At 70.1% G+C, this 14,551-nt stretch carries 12 protein-coding genes; 1 reads left to right on the plus strand and 11 read right to left on the minus strand.

Annotated elements, in window-relative coordinates:
• Positions 1-101: 101 nt before the first annotated feature.
• Genes QBL25_RS01545 through QBL25_RS01585 form a run of 9 tightly spaced genes read right to left on the minus strand, consistent with a single transcriptional unit; the run spans position 102 to position 9,589 of the window.
• On the minus strand, positions 102-1,889 hold the full coding sequence (locus tag QBL25_RS01545) for an FAD-dependent oxidoreductase (RefSeq protein ID WP_409055123.1): 1,788 nt from the start codon (positions 1,887-1,889) through the stop codon (positions 102-104).
• On the minus strand, positions 1,889-2,152 hold the full coding sequence (locus QBL25_RS01550; RefSeq protein WP_409055124.1) for a UBP-type zinc finger domain-containing protein: 264 nt from the start codon (positions 2,150-2,152) through the stop codon (positions 1,889-1,891). The genes QBL25_RS01545 and QBL25_RS01550 overlap by 1 nt, the downstream gene beginning before the upstream one ends.
• Positions 2,149-2,616: a thioredoxin gene (gene trxA / locus QBL25_RS01555; RefSeq protein ID WP_409055125.1), complete on the minus strand. Its 468-nt coding sequence runs from the start codon at positions 2,614-2,616 to the stop codon at positions 2,149-2,151. Before trxA ends, QBL25_RS01550 begins: the two co-directional genes overlap by 4 nt.
• Complete coding sequence (clpB, locus tag QBL25_RS01560) at positions 2,613-5,252, minus strand: ATP-dependent chaperone ClpB (protein WP_409055126.1); 2,640 nt, start codon at positions 5,250-5,252, stop codon at positions 2,613-2,615. Before clpB ends, trxA begins: the two co-directional genes overlap by 4 nt.
• Positions 5,243-5,650, minus strand: coding sequence for a chaperone modulator CbpM (locus QBL25_RS01565; protein ID WP_409055127.1), 408 nt, complete (start codon positions 5,648-5,650; stop codon positions 5,243-5,245). Before QBL25_RS01565 ends, clpB begins: the two co-directional genes overlap by 10 nt.
• Positions 5,647-6,603 carry a DnaJ C-terminal domain-containing protein gene (locus QBL25_RS01570; RefSeq protein ID WP_409055128.1) on the minus strand — a complete coding sequence of 319 codons (957 nt, stop codon included), beginning with the start codon at positions 6,601-6,603 and terminating at the stop codon, positions 5,647-5,649. The genes QBL25_RS01565 and QBL25_RS01570 overlap by 4 nt, the downstream gene beginning before the upstream one ends.
• Positions 6,604-6,609: 6 nt before the next feature.
• Positions 6,610-7,146, minus strand: coding sequence for a nucleotide exchange factor GrpE (locus QBL25_RS01575; RefSeq protein ID WP_409055129.1), 537 nt, complete (start codon positions 7,144-7,146; stop codon positions 6,610-6,612).
• A gap of 9 nt (positions 7,147-7,155) precedes the next feature.
• Positions 7,156-9,051 carry a molecular chaperone DnaK gene (gene dnaK, locus QBL25_RS01580; protein ID WP_409055130.1) on the minus strand — a complete coding sequence of 632 codons (1,896 nt, stop codon included), beginning with the start codon at positions 9,049-9,051 and terminating at the stop codon, positions 7,156-7,158.
• A 55-nt stretch (positions 9,052-9,106) separates the two neighbouring features.
• Complete coding sequence (locus QBL25_RS01585; RefSeq protein ID WP_409055131.1) at positions 9,107-9,589, minus strand: general stress protein; 483 nt, start codon at positions 9,587-9,589, stop codon at positions 9,107-9,109.
• A 175-nt stretch (positions 9,590-9,764) separates the two neighbouring features.
• Between QBL25_RS01585 and QBL25_RS01590 the strand changes: the two genes are divergently transcribed.
• Positions 9,765-11,594 (plus strand): PucR family transcriptional regulator, encoded by a 1,830-nt coding sequence (locus QBL25_RS01590; protein WP_409055132.1) that lies wholly within the window; start codon positions 9,765-9,767, stop codon positions 11,592-11,594.
• A 60-nt stretch (positions 11,595-11,654) separates the two neighbouring features.
• Here QBL25_RS01590 and QBL25_RS01595 read toward each other — a convergent pair whose 3' ends face one another.
• Positions 11,655-12,767, minus strand: a complete 1,113-nt coding sequence (locus tag QBL25_RS01595; RefSeq protein WP_409055133.1) for an acetate/propionate family kinase — start codon at positions 12,765-12,767, stop codon at positions 11,655-11,657.
• A 206-nt stretch (positions 12,768-12,973) separates the two neighbouring features.
• A complete protein-coding gene (locus tag QBL25_RS01600; protein ID WP_409055134.1) occupies positions 12,974-14,314 on the minus strand; it encodes an MFS transporter in 1,341 nt (446 codons plus the stop codon).
• Between the last annotated feature and the right edge of the window lie 237 nt (positions 14,315-14,551).

The raw sequence follows: 14,551 nt of genomic DNA on the forward strand, positions 1-14,551 counted from the left end.
CCTGCTGTGAGTGCTCCCGAGTGCTGCTGTTGTGCGTGGAGCCCGTCCTACGGGCTCCACGCACAACAGCAGCACTCGCCAAGGGATGAGTCCCTCCAGGGTCACGCCAGCCAGGCGGACCCCTTGGCATTCGGACGAGTCCGGGGGGAGTCGTCGCTGCCGCCGGGCGCGGCCGAGCGGCCCAAATAGCGGTGCACGAAGTGGATGCTCATCGCACCTTCGCCGACGGCGGAAGACACGCGTTTCACCGAGCCGCTGCGCACGTCGCCGACGGCGAAGACGCCCGGCAGGCTGGTCTCCAGCGTCAGGCAGTCGCGGCCCTGGCTCTGCCACACTTCGGGAACGGAGCGGTGTTGCGCCTCCGCGCCGGTGAGCACGAAGCCGCGCGCGTCCAAGGCGAGCGCGGCGGACAACCACGCGGTGTGAGGGTCGGCGCCGGTGAAGACGAACAGTGCCCGCACCGCGAGCCGGCGGTGCTCGCCCGTGCGGTGGTCGACCACGTCGACGGCCTCCAGCGTCTGGTCGCCGAGTGCCTCGGTCACCTCGGTGCGCAGCAGCACGCGCACCCGTGGGTGGCGCTCGACCTGGTCGATCAGGTAGCGGGACATGTGCGCCTCAAGACTTGGCCCGCGGACGAGCAGATACACCGTCGGTGCATACCCGGCCAGGAAGAGCACAGCCTGCCCCGCGGAGTTGCCGCCCCCGACGACGGCCACCGGGTCGGTGCGGCACTGGCCGGCTTCGTAGACGGTCGCCGAGTAGTGGACGCTGGTCCCTTCCAGGCGTTCGATGCCGGGCACATGCAGGCGGCGGTAGCGGGCGCCGGTGGCCAGGACGACGCTGCGGGCGGTGATTTCGCTGCCGTCGGCGAACCCGACGGCGTAGTGGCCCTCCCTCGGTTCGAGGCGGGCCGCCTCCGTGGGGACGCTGATGCGGGCGCCGAATTTGTCGGCCTGGAGCACGGCGCGGTCGGTGAGTTCGGCGCCGGAGATGCCGGAGGGGAAGCCCAGCAGATTCTCGATGCGGGACGACGTCCCGGCCTGGCCGCCGGTGGCCATCGCCTCGACCAGGGTCGTGTCGAGGCCCTCCGAGGCGGCGTTCACCGCGGCGGCGAGACCGGCGGGTCCGGAGCCCACTATCAGGAGATCGCCGTGATGGTTTCCCGCGGGCAGCGAGGGCAGGCCGATGAGCCGGGCCAGGTCCGCGTTGCTGGGGTTGCGCAATACGGTGGTGTCGCGCCAGATGACGAGCGGTGTCTCCGCCGGGCCGACGCCGAAGCGGCGCAGCAGCTGCTCGGCCTCCTCATCGGTCTCCAGATCGATCCAGCGGTACGGCAGCCGGTTGCGGGCGGCGAACTCACGCAGCCGCCGGGTGTCGGGCGAATAGCGCGAGCCGACGATGCGGAAACCGGCGCCCTGCCCGACGAGCAGGGCACGACGGCCCAGGCAGGCGCGCAGCACGAGATCGCCGAGGGCGGAGTCCCGGGTCACCAGGTCACGCAGCTGGTCCATGGACAGGGCGAGGACCTCGCCGGGATCCTTGACCGTAGCGGTGTAGAAGGCCACCTGCCCGTTCAGGAGGCCGAGTTCGCCGATGAAGCGGCCGGGGCCGTGCACACGCAGCAGTCGTTCGTCGGGCGTGCCGTAGTCCTCGACGACGGCGACCGAACCGCTGAGGACGACGTAGAACGTCTCGCACCGCTCTCCCTCCCGGATCAGTACGTCGCCGGCGTTGACGGCGCGCCGTCGGCCGCGCTGCGCCAAGCGGGCCAGCTGGTCGTCCGGCAGGCGGGGGTAGGCGCCGTAGAGGTCGGCGGTCTCGAAGGGGACGTTTTCCTCCGCCTCGTCCGGCGTCTGCGCCGCGCCGGGCCGCGCCTGGTCGCCGGGCATCACACGAGCGCCTCGTGGACGAAGCACCAGCGCCAGTTCTCGCCGGGCTCCATCGACGCCACGATGGGGTGGCCGTCGGCGGCGGCGTGACGGCGCGCGTGCCGGTTCGGCGAGGAGTCGCAGCAGCCGACGTGGCCGCAGGTCAGGCAGAGTCTGAGGTGGACCCACGGCGAGCCGAGCAGCAGGCACTCTTGACACCCTTCGGTGCTCAGTGGCTGAACCGGCCGGACGAGCGCGAGGTGGGGGTCTGTTCGTACGGTCATGGCTGATCATCCTTTCCGGCCGGGTCACGGCCCGCGATCGACTGCTCCACCCAGCGCCGCAGGGCCGGGGCCGGTGCGGCACCCGCCTGGCGGGCAAGGGTCTGCCCGTGGTCGAGGACCAGCAGCGTCGGTACCGCCTGGACCTCGAACCGCTGCGCCAGGCGCGGGTTCTTGTCGATGTCGACCTTGACCAGCTTGATCTTTCCGGCGAGGTCGGCGGCGACCTTCTCCAGCGCGGGGCTCACCATGCGGCAGGGGCCGCACCAGGTGGCCCACAGGTCGACGACCACGGGCACGGAGGCCTTCTCGACGACCTCGGTGAAGTCGTCGTCGCCCGCGTCGGCCACCCACGGCAGCGGCTGTTTGCAGTTGCCGCACGTGGGCCGGCCCTCCGCGGCCACGGGCACCCGGTTGGTGCGCCCGCAGTGCGGGCAGGTGACGTTGGTGGCCTGCCCGGTACTCATGCCGCCCTCGCCCCCTCCACGTCCTCGGGCTGGTCGTAGGTGACCACCAGCTCTCCGTGCTGGGCGTCGACGCGGACCTTCGCGCCGTCCTGCACGTCGCCGCGCAGCAGGGCGCGCCCGACCAGCGTCTCGACCTCGTGGGAGATGTACCGCCGCAGCGGCCGGGCCCCGTACACCGGGTCGTAGCCCTGCTGGGCGATCAGCTCCCGGGCCGCCTGGGTGAGTTCGATGCCGATGCGGCGCTCGGCGAGGCGGCTGCGCAATTCGTCGAACTGCAGCTCCACGATCTGCTCGATCTGCCGCTCGCCGAGCGGCTTGAACAGCAGGATGTCGTCGACGCGGTTGAGGAACTCCGGGCGGAAGTGTCCGCGCAGCTCGCCCATCACCAGGGCGCGGGCGTCGGGCTTGATCTCGCCCTCGGCGGTGGCGCCGTCGAGCAGGTGCTCGGAGCCGATGTTGGACGTCATGATGATCACGGTGTTGCGGAAGTCGACGGTGCGGCCCTGGGCGTCGGTGATGCGGCCGTCGTCGAGGATCTGCAGCAGCGTGTTGAAGACATCGGTGTGCGCCTTCTCGATCTCGTCGAACAGCACGACCGAATACGGCTTGCGGCGTACGGCCTCGGTGAGCTGGCCGCCCTCCTCGTAGCCGACATATCCGGGCGGCGCGCCCATGAGCCGGCTGACGGTGTGCCGCTCTTGGTACTCGCTCATGTCCAGCCGCACCATGTTCTCCTCGGAGTCGAACAGGGCCCGGGCCAGGGTCTTGGCCAACTCGGTCTTCCCGACTCCGGTGGGGCCGAGGAAGATGAACGAGCCGATGGGGCGGCGCGGGTCGCGGATACCGGAGCGGGCGCGGATGATGGCGTCGGCGACGAGCTTGACGGCCTCGTCCTGGCCGATGACGCGCTCGCGCAGGATCTCGTCGAGGCGCAGCAGTTTCTCGCGTTCGCCCTCCTGGAGGCGGGCGACGGGCACGCCGGTCCAGGCGGCGACGATCTCGGCGATCTCCTCTTCGGTGACGACCTCGCGCAGCAGCCGGTTTTGGCCTTGCTTGGCGGCCAAGGCCTCCTCCTCCGCGGCCAGTCGGCGCTCCAGGTCCTGAAGGCGGCCGTAGCGGAGTTCGGCGGCGCGGTTGAGGTCATAGGCGCGTTCGGCCTCCTCCGCCTCAAGGCGGACCTGCTCCAGTTCCTGGCGCAGCTCCTGCACCCGGCGGATCGCCTGCCTCTCGGCCTCCCACTGGGCGTGTTTGGAGTCGGCCTCCGCACGGAGGTCGGCCAGTTCCCTGCGCAGCTCCGCCAGGCGGGTTTGACTGGCGGGATCGGTCTCCTTGGACAGGGCGGCGTCCTCGATCTCCAGGCGGGTGACGCGGCGGGTGATCTCGTCGAGTTCGGCGGGCATCGAGTCGATCTCTGTGCGCAACCGGGCGCACGCCTCGTCCACGAGGTCGATGGCCTTGTCCGGCAGGAACCGGTCGGTGATGTAGCGGTGGCTGAGGGTGGCCGCGGACACCAGCGCGGTGTCCTGGATCTTCACTCCGTGGAAGACCTCCAGGCGTTCGCGCAGTCCTCGCAGGATGGAGATGGTGTCCTCCACGCTCGGCTCGTCGACCACCACCTGCTGGAAACGGCGCTCGAGGGCGGCGTCCTTCTCGATGTGCTTGCGGTACTCGTCGAGGGTGGTGGCGCCGATCATGTGGAGCTCACCGCGCGCGAGCATCGGCTTGAGCATGTTGCCCGCGTCCATGGCTCCTTCGGCGGCACCCGCGCCGACGACGGTGTGCAGTTCGTCGACGAAGAGCAGGATGCGCCCCTGCGCGGCCTTGACCTCGCTGAGCACGGCCTTGAGCCGTTCCTCGAACTCGCCGCGGTACTTGGCCCCGGCGACCAGGGAGCCCATGTCGAGGGCGAAGACGGTCCTGTCGCGCAGCCCTTCGGGCACGTCGCCCCGGACGATGCGCTGGGCGAGACCCTCGACGATGGCGGTCTTGCCGACGCCGGGGTCGCCGATGAGGACCGGGTTGTTCTTGGACTTGCGGCTGAGGATCTGGGTGACCCGGCGGATCTCGGCGTCCCGGCCGATGACCGGGTCGAGACTGCCGGACCGTGCCTCGGCGACGAGATCGCGGCCGTACTTGTCCAGCGCCTCGTAGGCCACTTCGGGGTTGGCGGAGGTGACGCGCTGGTTCCCGCGGATCTCGGTGAGCGCGCTCAGGAACGAGTCCCTGGTGATGCCGGCCTCCTTGAGCAGACGCCCGGCGGCGGTCGAGGAGCCCTCTTCCGCCAGGGCGAGCAGGAGGTGTTCCACGGACACGTACTCGTCCTTGAGGCGCCTGGCCTCCTGTTCGGCGGCATCGAGCAGGCGGGACAGACGCTGGGTGACGAAGACCTGTCCGGGAGCTGCGCCGGGGCCGGTGACCCGGGGGCGGCGGGACAGTTCCTCGCGCACGGCCGCGCGCAGTTCGTCCGGCCCGCTGCCGGCCTGTTGCACCAACCGCGGGATCAGACCGTTGTCCTGATCGAGGAGTGCGAGCAGCAGGTGTTCCCCGTCGACCTCGGTCTGCCCCATGCCGACGGCCAAGGTCTGGGCTTCCTGGAGGGCTTCCTGGGATTTTTGGGTGAGACGGTTCATGTCCATGGGGGGTTTTCACTCCTCGTGCCGGTTGCTCGCAGGGCGGCTTCGAGCAGGCTGATGCGATCGAGCAGATCGAGCACCAGGCCGATCGAGGCGTAGTTGAGGCAGAGCCCGGAGCGCAGCCGCTGGATGCGGGCGAGCACCGCCGGGGCCGTGGGGTCGAACACCAGGTGCCCCGCGGCGTCGCGGTCGGCGTCGATCAGTCCGAGGGCGCTGAGCCGGCGGATCAGGTCGGGGTGGAGGCCCGAGCGACGGGCCACGGTGTCCAGGGAGAGCCGGTGCACGGGTACGAGCGCGTAGCGGACAGCCGTCGTGGCGGTGAGGCCGGTCCCCGTGTGCACCGGGCGGGCGCCTGTGCCGGCACGGCCGACGTCGGCCGCTTTCGCGGGTCGTTCGTTCATCGTGTCCTCCTGGGGTCGAAGGAGGAGGCGGCGGCGAGCTCCTCGAACAGTTCGCGCTCCCGGTCGCTGAGGGTGGGCGGCACCATGACGCGGAGTTCGGCGTACAGGTCACCGGCTCGGCCGCGCGGATGGGGCATGCCCTCGCCGCGCAGCCGCAGGCGCCGACCGCTGGACGAGCCCGCGGGCACGGTGACCTTTGCGGTGCCGCCGCCCGGGGTGGGCACGGGGACGGTCGCGCCAAGGGCCGCTTCCCAGGGGGTGACGGGGACCTGGACGTGGACGTCGCGGCCTTCCAGCCGGAACTGCGGGTGGGGCTGGATGCGCACCCGCAGGTACAGATCGCCGCCAGGGGCCTCGCCGCTCCCCCGGCCGCCCTCTCCCGCCAGCCGGATGCGCTGTCCGTCGCTGACGCCCGGCGGCACGTTGACCTCGTACCGCCGCGGCTGACCGGCGGGTCCGGCGAGCGTGACGGTGCGTCGGCCGCCCTTGAACGCCTCCTCCACGGTGAGCGACAGCTCGGCCTCCTGGTCGGCTCCCGGTACACCGCCGCGGGCGGCGCCTGCTCCGAAGAGCGAGCCGAACAGGTCCTCGATGTCGACGCCGTCGGCGGCGAAGTCGTCGCCGAAGCCGGTGGCGTAGCGCACTCGAGGGCCGCCGCCGGCGCCCGCGCCCCTGCGGGCGCGGAAGCCGTCGCCCGCCCCGGCCGCCACCCGTTCGTCGAAGTCCTCGGGAATCTTGCGGAAGTCCTCGCCGAAGCGGTCGTAGCGGGCACGGGTCTTGGGATCCGACAGGACGCTGTGCGCCTCGTTGAGGTTCTTGAAGCGCTCCTCCGCTGACGGGTCCTTGTTGACGTCGGGGTGGTATTTACGGGCGAGCTTGCGATAGGCCTGCTGGATCTCGTCCTGGCTCGCGCTCCGCGACACGCCCAGTACCTCGTACAAGTCCTGTGCCATGGCTGGTCACTCCCGCTTCGCGACCGTCACGGCGGCGGGCCTGAGCTGCCGTTCGCCGTCGCCGTAGCCCGGGCGCAGCACGTCGACGACCGTGCCCGGCGTGGCGTCGGGGTCCTGGACGACGCCGATCACCTCGTGCCGGGCCGGGTCGAACGCGACGCCGGTCTCCGCGTGCCGCGGGTAGCCGAGCAGCTCGAGGACGTTCACCGCCTGGTCGCGGACCGCTTGGACGCCCTCCACGATGGCACCGGGATCGGCGCCGGCGTGGGTCAGGGCGAGTTCGAGGTTGTCCAGAACAGGCAGGAAGGCGGCGGCCGTGCGGGACCGCTCGGCCTTCTGCTCCCGTTCCAGTTCCCTGACATGGCGCTTGCGCTGGTTGTCCAGGTCGGCGAGCGCGCGACGCCAGCGGTCTTGCAGCTCCTGGAGCTCGCCCGTGTCGTCCTCGGGCGGTGCGGGGTCCACGTCGACCGCGCCGGCGCTCTCCGGTGCCGGATCGGTGTGCTCGGTCAGGGGCGGGTCGGGTTTCTCGGGGTGGATCGGCATGGCGGTTCCTCAGTCCTTGTCGAACTCGGCGTCGATGACGTCGTCGTCACCGTCACTGCCGCTCGGGGGACCGCCGGCGGTGTCCTGCGCGGGGCCGCTCGTCCCGGCGTCGCCCTGGTGGGCCGTCAGGGACGCCAGCAGCTGCTGGAGTTCGGAGGTCAGGGGCCGCACGCGCTCGACGTCCGCCTCGTCTTTGACCGCCGCCCGGGCGTCGGACACGAGCATCTCGGCGCGTGCCTTTTCGTGCGCGGGCGCCGTGTCGCCCAGTTCCGCCAGGCGCTTTTCGACCTGGTAGGCGACGGCGTCGAGTTCGTTGCGGGCGTCGACGGCCTCGCGCAGGGCCTGGTCCTGGCCCTGGTTCCGCTCGGCCTCCTGGACCATGCGTTCGACCTCGGTGCGGTCCAGGTTGGAGCTCTCACTGATCGTGATGCCCTGTTCCTTGCCGGTGTCCCGATCGCGGGCCGTGACGTTGAGGATTCCGTTGGCGTCGATGTCGAAGGTGACCTCGACCTGGGGTTCGCCCCGCGGCGCCGGCCGGATGTCGGTGAGCTGGAAGCGTCCAAGGACCCGGTTGTCGGCGGCCAGTTCGCGCTCGCCCTGGAGGACGACGATGTCGACGGCGGGCTGGTTGTCCTCGGCGGTGGAGAAGGTCTCGGAGCGGCGCACCGGGATGGTGGTGTTCCGCTCGATGATCTTCGTCATCACGCCGCCACGTGTTTCGACACCCAGCGACAGGGGGGTGACGTCGAGCAGCAGGACGTCCTTGACCTCGCCCTTGAGCACCCCGGCCTGGATCGCGGCGCCCAAGGCCACGACCTCATCGGGGTTGACGCTCATGTTGGGTTCCTTGCCGCCGGTCAGCCGGCGCACGAGGGCCTGGACGGCGGGGATGCGCGTGGAACCGCCGACGAGGATGACCTCGTCGATGTCGCTCTCGCCGACCTTGGCGTCGGTCATCGCCTGCTGGACCGGCCCCAGGCACCGTTCCACCAGGTCGCCGGTGATCTGCTCGAAGGTGGACCGCATGATCGAGTCGGTGAGGTGCTTGGGGCCCTCGGCGTCCGCGGTGATGAACGGCAGACTGACCTGCGTCTGGGTCACCGAACTCAGCTCGGTCTTGGCTTTCTCCGCCGCCTCGAACAACCGCTGCAACGCCTGCGGGTCCTTGCGCAGATCGATGCCGTTCTCCTTCTGGAAGTCGTCCGCGAGGTGATCCACCAGACGGCGGTCGAAGTCGTCGCCGCCCAGGTGGCTGTCACCGGCGGTGGAGCGCACCTCCACCACGCCGTCGCCGACGTCGAGGATGCTCACGTCGAAGGTCCCGCCGCCCAGGTCGAAGACGAGGACGGTCTCGTGCTGCTGCTTGTCCATGCCGTAGGCGAGCGCCGCGGCCGTCGGCTCGTTGATGATCCGCAACACCTCCAGTCCGGCTATCCGGCCGGCGTCCTTGGTGGCGGTGCGCTGGGCGTCGTTGAAGTAGGCGGGCACCGTGATGACCGCCTCCGTGACCCGCTCCCCCAGCTGTTTGGAGGCGTCCTCGGTGAGTTTGCGCAGCACCTGGGCGCTGATCTCTTCCGGCGCGTACAGCTTGTCGCGGACCTTGAAGCGGGCCGCCCCGCCGTCGCCCTCGACGACGTCGTAGGCGACCGCCCTGGCCTCTTCGGAGACCTCGTCGAAGTGCCGGCCGATGAACCGCTTGGCCGAGTAGATCGTCCCCTTGGGGTTGAGGATCGCCTGGCGCCGGGCCATCTGGCCCACCAGGCGCTCGCCGGTGTCGGTGAAGGCCACCACGGACGGTGTCGTGCGGTTGCCCTCGCTGTTGGGCACCACGGTCGGCTCGCCGCCCTCCCACACGGCGATCACCGAGTTCGTGGTACCCAGGTCGATACCCACTGCCTTGGCCATGAGAATTCTCCTCCCGGTGCGGCGATCTTGTGCCGACTCTCCGGATCAGGTTCGTTCAGGTACGCGTGGAATCTCCGCCGGTGGTGCGCAGCGTGCCGAGCAGCCGTAGAGCCTCGTCGGCGACCGCTTCGTCCGCGACCACCTCATAGCGGCTCGGTTGCAGGGAGCTGAGCGAGGTGAAGTCCCGACGACCGCCCTGCAGCGCGTGCAGCAGCACGCCGAACAGCGCACCCACGACCGCTCCGAAGATCAGCCCGTACAAGGCCAGGAGCAGTGCGGAGACGAGGGGGTCGAGCCAGTTCACCAGGCCGAAGAGCCAGCCGATCAGCACGCCGGGCAGCGCGCCGCTCGCCGCTCCGTGCAGTGCGGCCCTGCGGTAGTCCATGCGGCCGACCACCTGTTCCACCAGGCGCACGTCGTGCCCGATGATAGCCACTCTCTCCACGGGAAACCCCTGGTCAGAGAGATGATCGACAGCGCGTTCGGCTTCCTCGTACGTCCTGTACGAGGCAATTGGCCTGCGAGGTTGCTCGGTCATCGCCCGGTCCTTCCTGCCGATGCCCGCGGAGACCGCAAGACGCTGTCCAGGATCACCGTCGGAGCGGGCTCGCACCTGCTCCTGGCGAGTCGAAAGTGCGCGGGTCGGATAGCCCCGCGAGTACGAGAAGGAATAATCTAGATATCTGGTATTAATCACCCGCGAATGGGTACACATGAAGGCCATCGACTTCCCGGAGTTCCGGGACGAACGGAGTGATCCCATGGCCGGCAGCCGGTCACGCGACGTGGACGGCCGCCGCTCCGACCAGGAGGGCAGCCCTCCTCAGGATCTCGCCGACCGGCCTCCCCCGGACACACGGAACGAGCCGCACCCATCCGACACGAGCCCGGTCGACGAGGCCCTCCACGAGCTGGCGGCCCTTTCCCGCGTGCTGATCGAAGCTCCGGACGAAGGCGAGGTCCTGCGCCTGGCCATGCACCACGTGACCGCCGCCGGCCCCTACCGCGCCGAAGCCGGATACCTCCAGGTGGACGGTGACCTGGTCCCCAGTCCCGGGAACGGTCAGACCCACGCCGCAGCGGTGAACCACAGGGTCCGGGAGCTGGCGGGGCACGACGGCCCGGTGCCCGTCCCCGGCCGGCTCTGGGGCTGGGCCCTTGCGCTGCGCGGGCTGGAGAGACTTCACGGCTACCTCGTCGTGACGTCCGCAACCCGCCCTACGGGGACCGATCGATCCCAGCTCGCCATGCTCGTCTGGCACACCGCTGCTGCCCTGTCGGTCGCTTTCGCGCACCGCCGCCAGCGCGAGGACGCGGTGGAGCTTCGCCAGGCCAAGGAGGAACGCGCGATTCTTCAGGAGCAGCTGATCTCCCTAGAGGCCGAGCTGGGCTATCAGAAGGCCGTCCACGTGCTCATGGCCGACATCGCCGTCTCGGGCGGCGGTGAGCAGGCCGTCACCCGCGCGCTGCATGAGCTCACCGGACTTCCCACCCTGGTCGAGGACCGCTTCGGACGGCTGAAGGCCTGGTCAGGGCCCGGCCGGCCCGACCCCTACCCGGATCCGGACCCCGTCCGCCACACCGACATGCTCACCACCGTCGCCCGGGAGGTCGGGCCTGTACGGATCAAGAACCGGCTGATCACTCTGGTCCGCCCGCACGGCGAGATCCTGGGCGTGCTGGCACTGGTCGACGCCCTCGGTGAGGCCGACGAGAACACCGTGTTCGCGCTGGAACACGCCGCCGCGTCGCTCGCCCTGGAGCTGGCGCACCTGCGCACTCTGGCCGAAGTGGAGCTGAGGCTCCACCGTGAGCTGGCCGACGACCTCCTGGCGGGCACGGACACCGCGAGCGCCTACGCCCGGTCCGAGGCCGTGGGACACGACCTGCGCCGCGGCCACTACGTCGTCGTCGTGAAGTGGTCCAACCGGGCCGCGGACGATGCGTTCGCCCAGACCGTGGGCCGGACGGCCGCCGCCGTCGGTATACACGCGCTGCTGACCCGACGCTCGGACCACGTGGTCCTGATCGCTGACGCCAGACCGCACGCTCGCGCGCTGCACGAGGCGCTGACCCAGGCGACCGGAACACAGTCCGGGACGATCGGGGTGAGCACCCCCTCCGACTCCGTGCCCGACATCCCCCACCGCTACCAGGAGGCGCAGCGCGCCCTGGAAGTGCGTCTCAGCTCCCGCGAGCACTACGGCACGATCTTCTTCGACGAGCTCGGCCTGTACCGCATCCTGGGACCTGGCACCGGTCACCAGGAACTGGAGTCGTTCGTCCGGGAGTGGCTCGGGCAGCTCATCGACTACGACGCCCGACATCACGCCACGATGGTGGAGACCCTCTCCCGCTACTTCGACTGCGGCGGCAACTACGACGAGGCCGCCGCATCCCTCGCGATCCACCGCAGCACGCTGCGCTACCGGCTACAGCGCATCCGCGAGATCGGCGGCAACGACCTCGCGAACGTCGAGGACCGGCTCAACCTCCAGGTGGCGACCCGAGTGTGGAGGATCGTGCTGGGCGGAGGCGGCTGAGGCTCCTTGCGACAGCTGTGAGCGGGCCGGTGCAGGTCTCGTCCGTCCGCATGACTCCGGTCAGCCCTGGGCCAAGAGAGCCCGGGTCTCCAGGTCGATCTGCTGCGTCTCTCCGGTAGGAACGACCACGACAGGAACGCGCGCATCCCGCGCGCTGACGATCTCAGGCCGCTCTGCGATCACGGGTCGCAGACCACCCGTGAGGCCCAGCACGGACAGCCGTTCGCACACCTCCTCACGGACCTCGGGCTGGTCCTCACCGATCTCGCCGGTGAAGACCAGGGCGTCCAGACGGCTCAACGACGCGGCCATCCCGGCGATACCGCGACGGCAATGGTGGGTGAAGACGTCAAGGGCGAGCGCGGCACGCTCGTCGCCCGCGGCCCGGCTGCGGACCAGGTCGCGCGTGTCGTCCGAAGTGCCGGACAGGCCAAGGAGACCCGACTTGTGGTGCAGAGCGTCTTCGATCTCATCCACCGACACCTTCTTCCGTCGCGCCAACCAGGTCAGGGCGCCGGGGTCGACGCTGCCGCTGCGACGACACATCACCAGACCCTCCAGGGGCGTAAAGCCCATCGTCGTGTCGACGCTGCGCCCCTCGCGCACCGCGCAGGCGGAGCAGCCGCCGCCCAGGTGCACCATCACCACATGCAGCTGCTCCGGGCGCCGTCCGAGGAGTTCGGCGGTACGGCTCAACGCCCACGCGTAGGACAGTCCATGGAAGCCGTAGCGGCGCAGTCCATACGCCGTGCGCCAGTCGGCAGGTACCGCGTACTCCCGTGCCGCGGCCGGGAGCCCGGCGTGGAACACGGTGTCGAAGCAGGCCACGTGCGGAACGTCGGGCAGCAGCTCCCGGGCCGCGTCCAAAACGGTCAACGCTTGCGGGACGTGCAGGGGCGCGAGCTCCGCCACCCGATCCAGACCGATACGCACCTCGTCGTCGAGCAGAGCGTGGCTGCGCAGCTCCGAGCCGCCGTGGACGATGCGGTGGCCCACGGCCGCGGGCGCCGGGCCTTGGCTCAGCAAGTGCCGCAGCGCATCACGTGCGCCCTCGCCGGGAGGAGACGCGCTGTGATGCTCGTTGAGGACCTCGCCGCCGCTGCCGAAGACCGTCAGACGCAAACTCGATGATCCCGCGTCCGTCACCAGTACCGGGCCGATTCGTGCGCTCACACCGATCCTCTCCCTGGTTACGCGACATATTCCGCAAGACGTTATGTCACTCGCATATCGGTCTTTCATGCCTCGGCACTGGGTACCCGATCCGACCACCCGGGAAACGGAACATTCCGCGGGACGACCAGCGCCTGGGGATGCTCATGGGAGCTGCTCGTCGGCCGGGGGCGGTGGCCGACGAGCAGCGGCGTAGCAGGTGTGCGCTACTCGCGTGTGCCGGCGGGTTGCAGCTGCGCGGCGGGCGTGGGCGGGGCATCGCGCTGCACCGTTTCACGCGCGAAGTAGACAGACACCAGCGTGATACAGCCCAGGAAGACGAGGTAGAGCGAGATGGGCCAGGAGGCATCGGTGGCAGCCAGGAGCGCGGTCGCGATGAGCGGCGAGAGACCACCGGCGAACACCGAGGCGAGTTCATGGCCGAGCGAGATGGCGCTGTAGCGCGAGCTCTTGCCGAACAGTTCGGTGAAGAAGCTCGGCTGGGTTCCGATCATGGCGCCGTGGCCGATGCCGAGGGCGATGATGAAGGCGAGCCAGACGAGGGCGGGGGTGCCGGTGTCCACGAGCCAGAAGAAGGGGAACGCGAACAGGACGAGGGTAGCGGCGCCGGCCATGTAGACGGGGCGGCGGCCGATGCGGTCCGAGAGGGCGCCGAACCCCACCATGGAGACGCCTTCCACGACGTTCGCGATGATGATCCCGGTCAGCAGGAGGCCGCTGTCGACCCCGATGTGCTTGCCGTAGGCGAGGGTGAAGACCAGGAAGATGTAGGAGCCCCCGTTCTCCGCCATGCGGGCGCCCGCCGTGATGAGGATGGAGCGCGGGTGGGTGCGCAGCGCGTGCAGGACGGGCAGCCGCTCCTTTTTGCCCTCGTGCTTGACCGCCTGGAATTCCGGTGTTTCTTCGATCTTGAGGCGGATGAGGAGCCCGACGAGTGCGGGGACGGCTCCCAGCAGGAAGGGAACGCGCCAACCCCAGGACAAGAACGCCTCGTCGGACAGGGTCTGGACCGCGGCGAAGGCTCCGGCGGAGGCGATGAAGCCGAGGTTGATGCCGACCTGGCTCCAGGCCGAGTAGAAGCCGCGCCGTTCCGCGGGGGCGTGCTCGGTGATCATGAGGACGCTTCCGCCCCACTCGCCGCCGACCGCGATGCCCTGGAACACCCGCAGCAGGGTGAGGAGGATCGGTGCCCATACCCCGATCTGCGCGTAGGTGGGCAGGGCGCCGATGAGGCAGGTGGTGACGCCCATGATCAACAGGGTGATCACCAGCATCGGTTTGCGGCCGATCCGGTCGCCGAAGTGACCGAAGATGACTCCGCCGAGGGGGCGGGCCGCGAAGCCGACGGCGAAGGTGCCGAACGAGGCCAGGGTGCCGGCGAGGGAGCTGGCCCCGGGGAAGAACAGGGTGCCGAACACCAGGGCGGAGGCAGTCCCGTAGAGGAAGAAGTCGTACCACTCAAGTGCCGTGCCGGTCAGGCTGGCGATGGCGACCCTGCGGATCGACTGCGGTCGGGCCGCGGGTTGGTGCGGGGTGGTGGGGCTCATCTGGTCACCTCTGAGTGAGGACGGTAACCACCAGGACGCCGGGGATCGCGTGGCGACGTCGCGGTAGTCGCGGATGGGGATGCGCCGGGGCGGGGACCGCCCAATGGGTGTTGCGAAGAGGGCCGTTCACGGCCAGCACCTGGCCGGGGACGGCCGATGCCGTTTCAAGGGGCGGGGCGCCGGACGACGGTGGCCGCGGTCTGGGCGGCGAAAATCGACTGCCACCTGGGCGTGGCC

The organism is Streptomyces sp. SYP-A7185 (genome assembly GCF_046103685.1).
Lineage (GTDB): Bacteria > Actinomycetota > Actinomycetes > Streptomycetales > Streptomycetaceae > Streptomyces.

Coding starts and splice junctions, on each gene's coding strand:
- QBL25_RS01545 (WP_409055123.1), bottom strand. CDS start 1,889: ATGCCCGGCGACCAGGCGCGGCCCGGCGCGGCGCAGACGCCGGACGAG.
- QBL25_RS01550 (WP_409055124.1), bottom strand. CDS start 2,152: ATGACCGTACGAACAGACCCCCACCTCGCGCTCGTCCGGCCGGTTCAG.
- trxA (WP_409055125.1), bottom strand. CDS start 2,616: ATGAGTACCGGGCAGGCCACCAACGTCACCTGCCCGCACTGCGGGCGC.
- clpB (WP_409055126.1), bottom strand. CDS start 5,252: ATGGACATGAACCGTCTCACCCAAAAATCCCAGGAAGCCCTCCAGGAA.
- QBL25_RS01565 (WP_409055127.1), bottom strand. CDS start 5,650: ATGAACGAACGACCCGCGAAAGCGGCCGACGTCGGCCGTGCCGGCACA.
- QBL25_RS01570 (WP_409055128.1), bottom strand. CDS start 6,603: ATGGCACAGGACTTGTACGAGGTACTGGGCGTGTCGCGGAGCGCGAGC.
- QBL25_RS01575 (WP_409055129.1), bottom strand. CDS start 7,146: ATGCCGATCCACCCCGAGAAACCCGACCCGCCCCTGACCGAGCACACC.
- dnaK (WP_409055130.1), bottom strand. CDS start 9,051: ATGGCCAAGGCAGTGGGTATCGACCTGGGTACCACGAACTCGGTGATC.
- QBL25_RS01585 (WP_409055131.1), bottom strand. CDS start 9,589: ATGACCGAGCAACCTCGCAGGCCAATTGCCTCGTACAGGACGTACGAG.
- QBL25_RS01590 (WP_409055132.1), top strand. CDS start 9,765: ATGAAGGCCATCGACTTCCCGGAGTTCCGGGACGAACGGAGTGATCCC.
- QBL25_RS01600 (WP_409055134.1), bottom strand. CDS start 14,314: ATGAGCCCCACCACCCCGCACCAACCCGCGGCCCGACCGCAGTCGATC.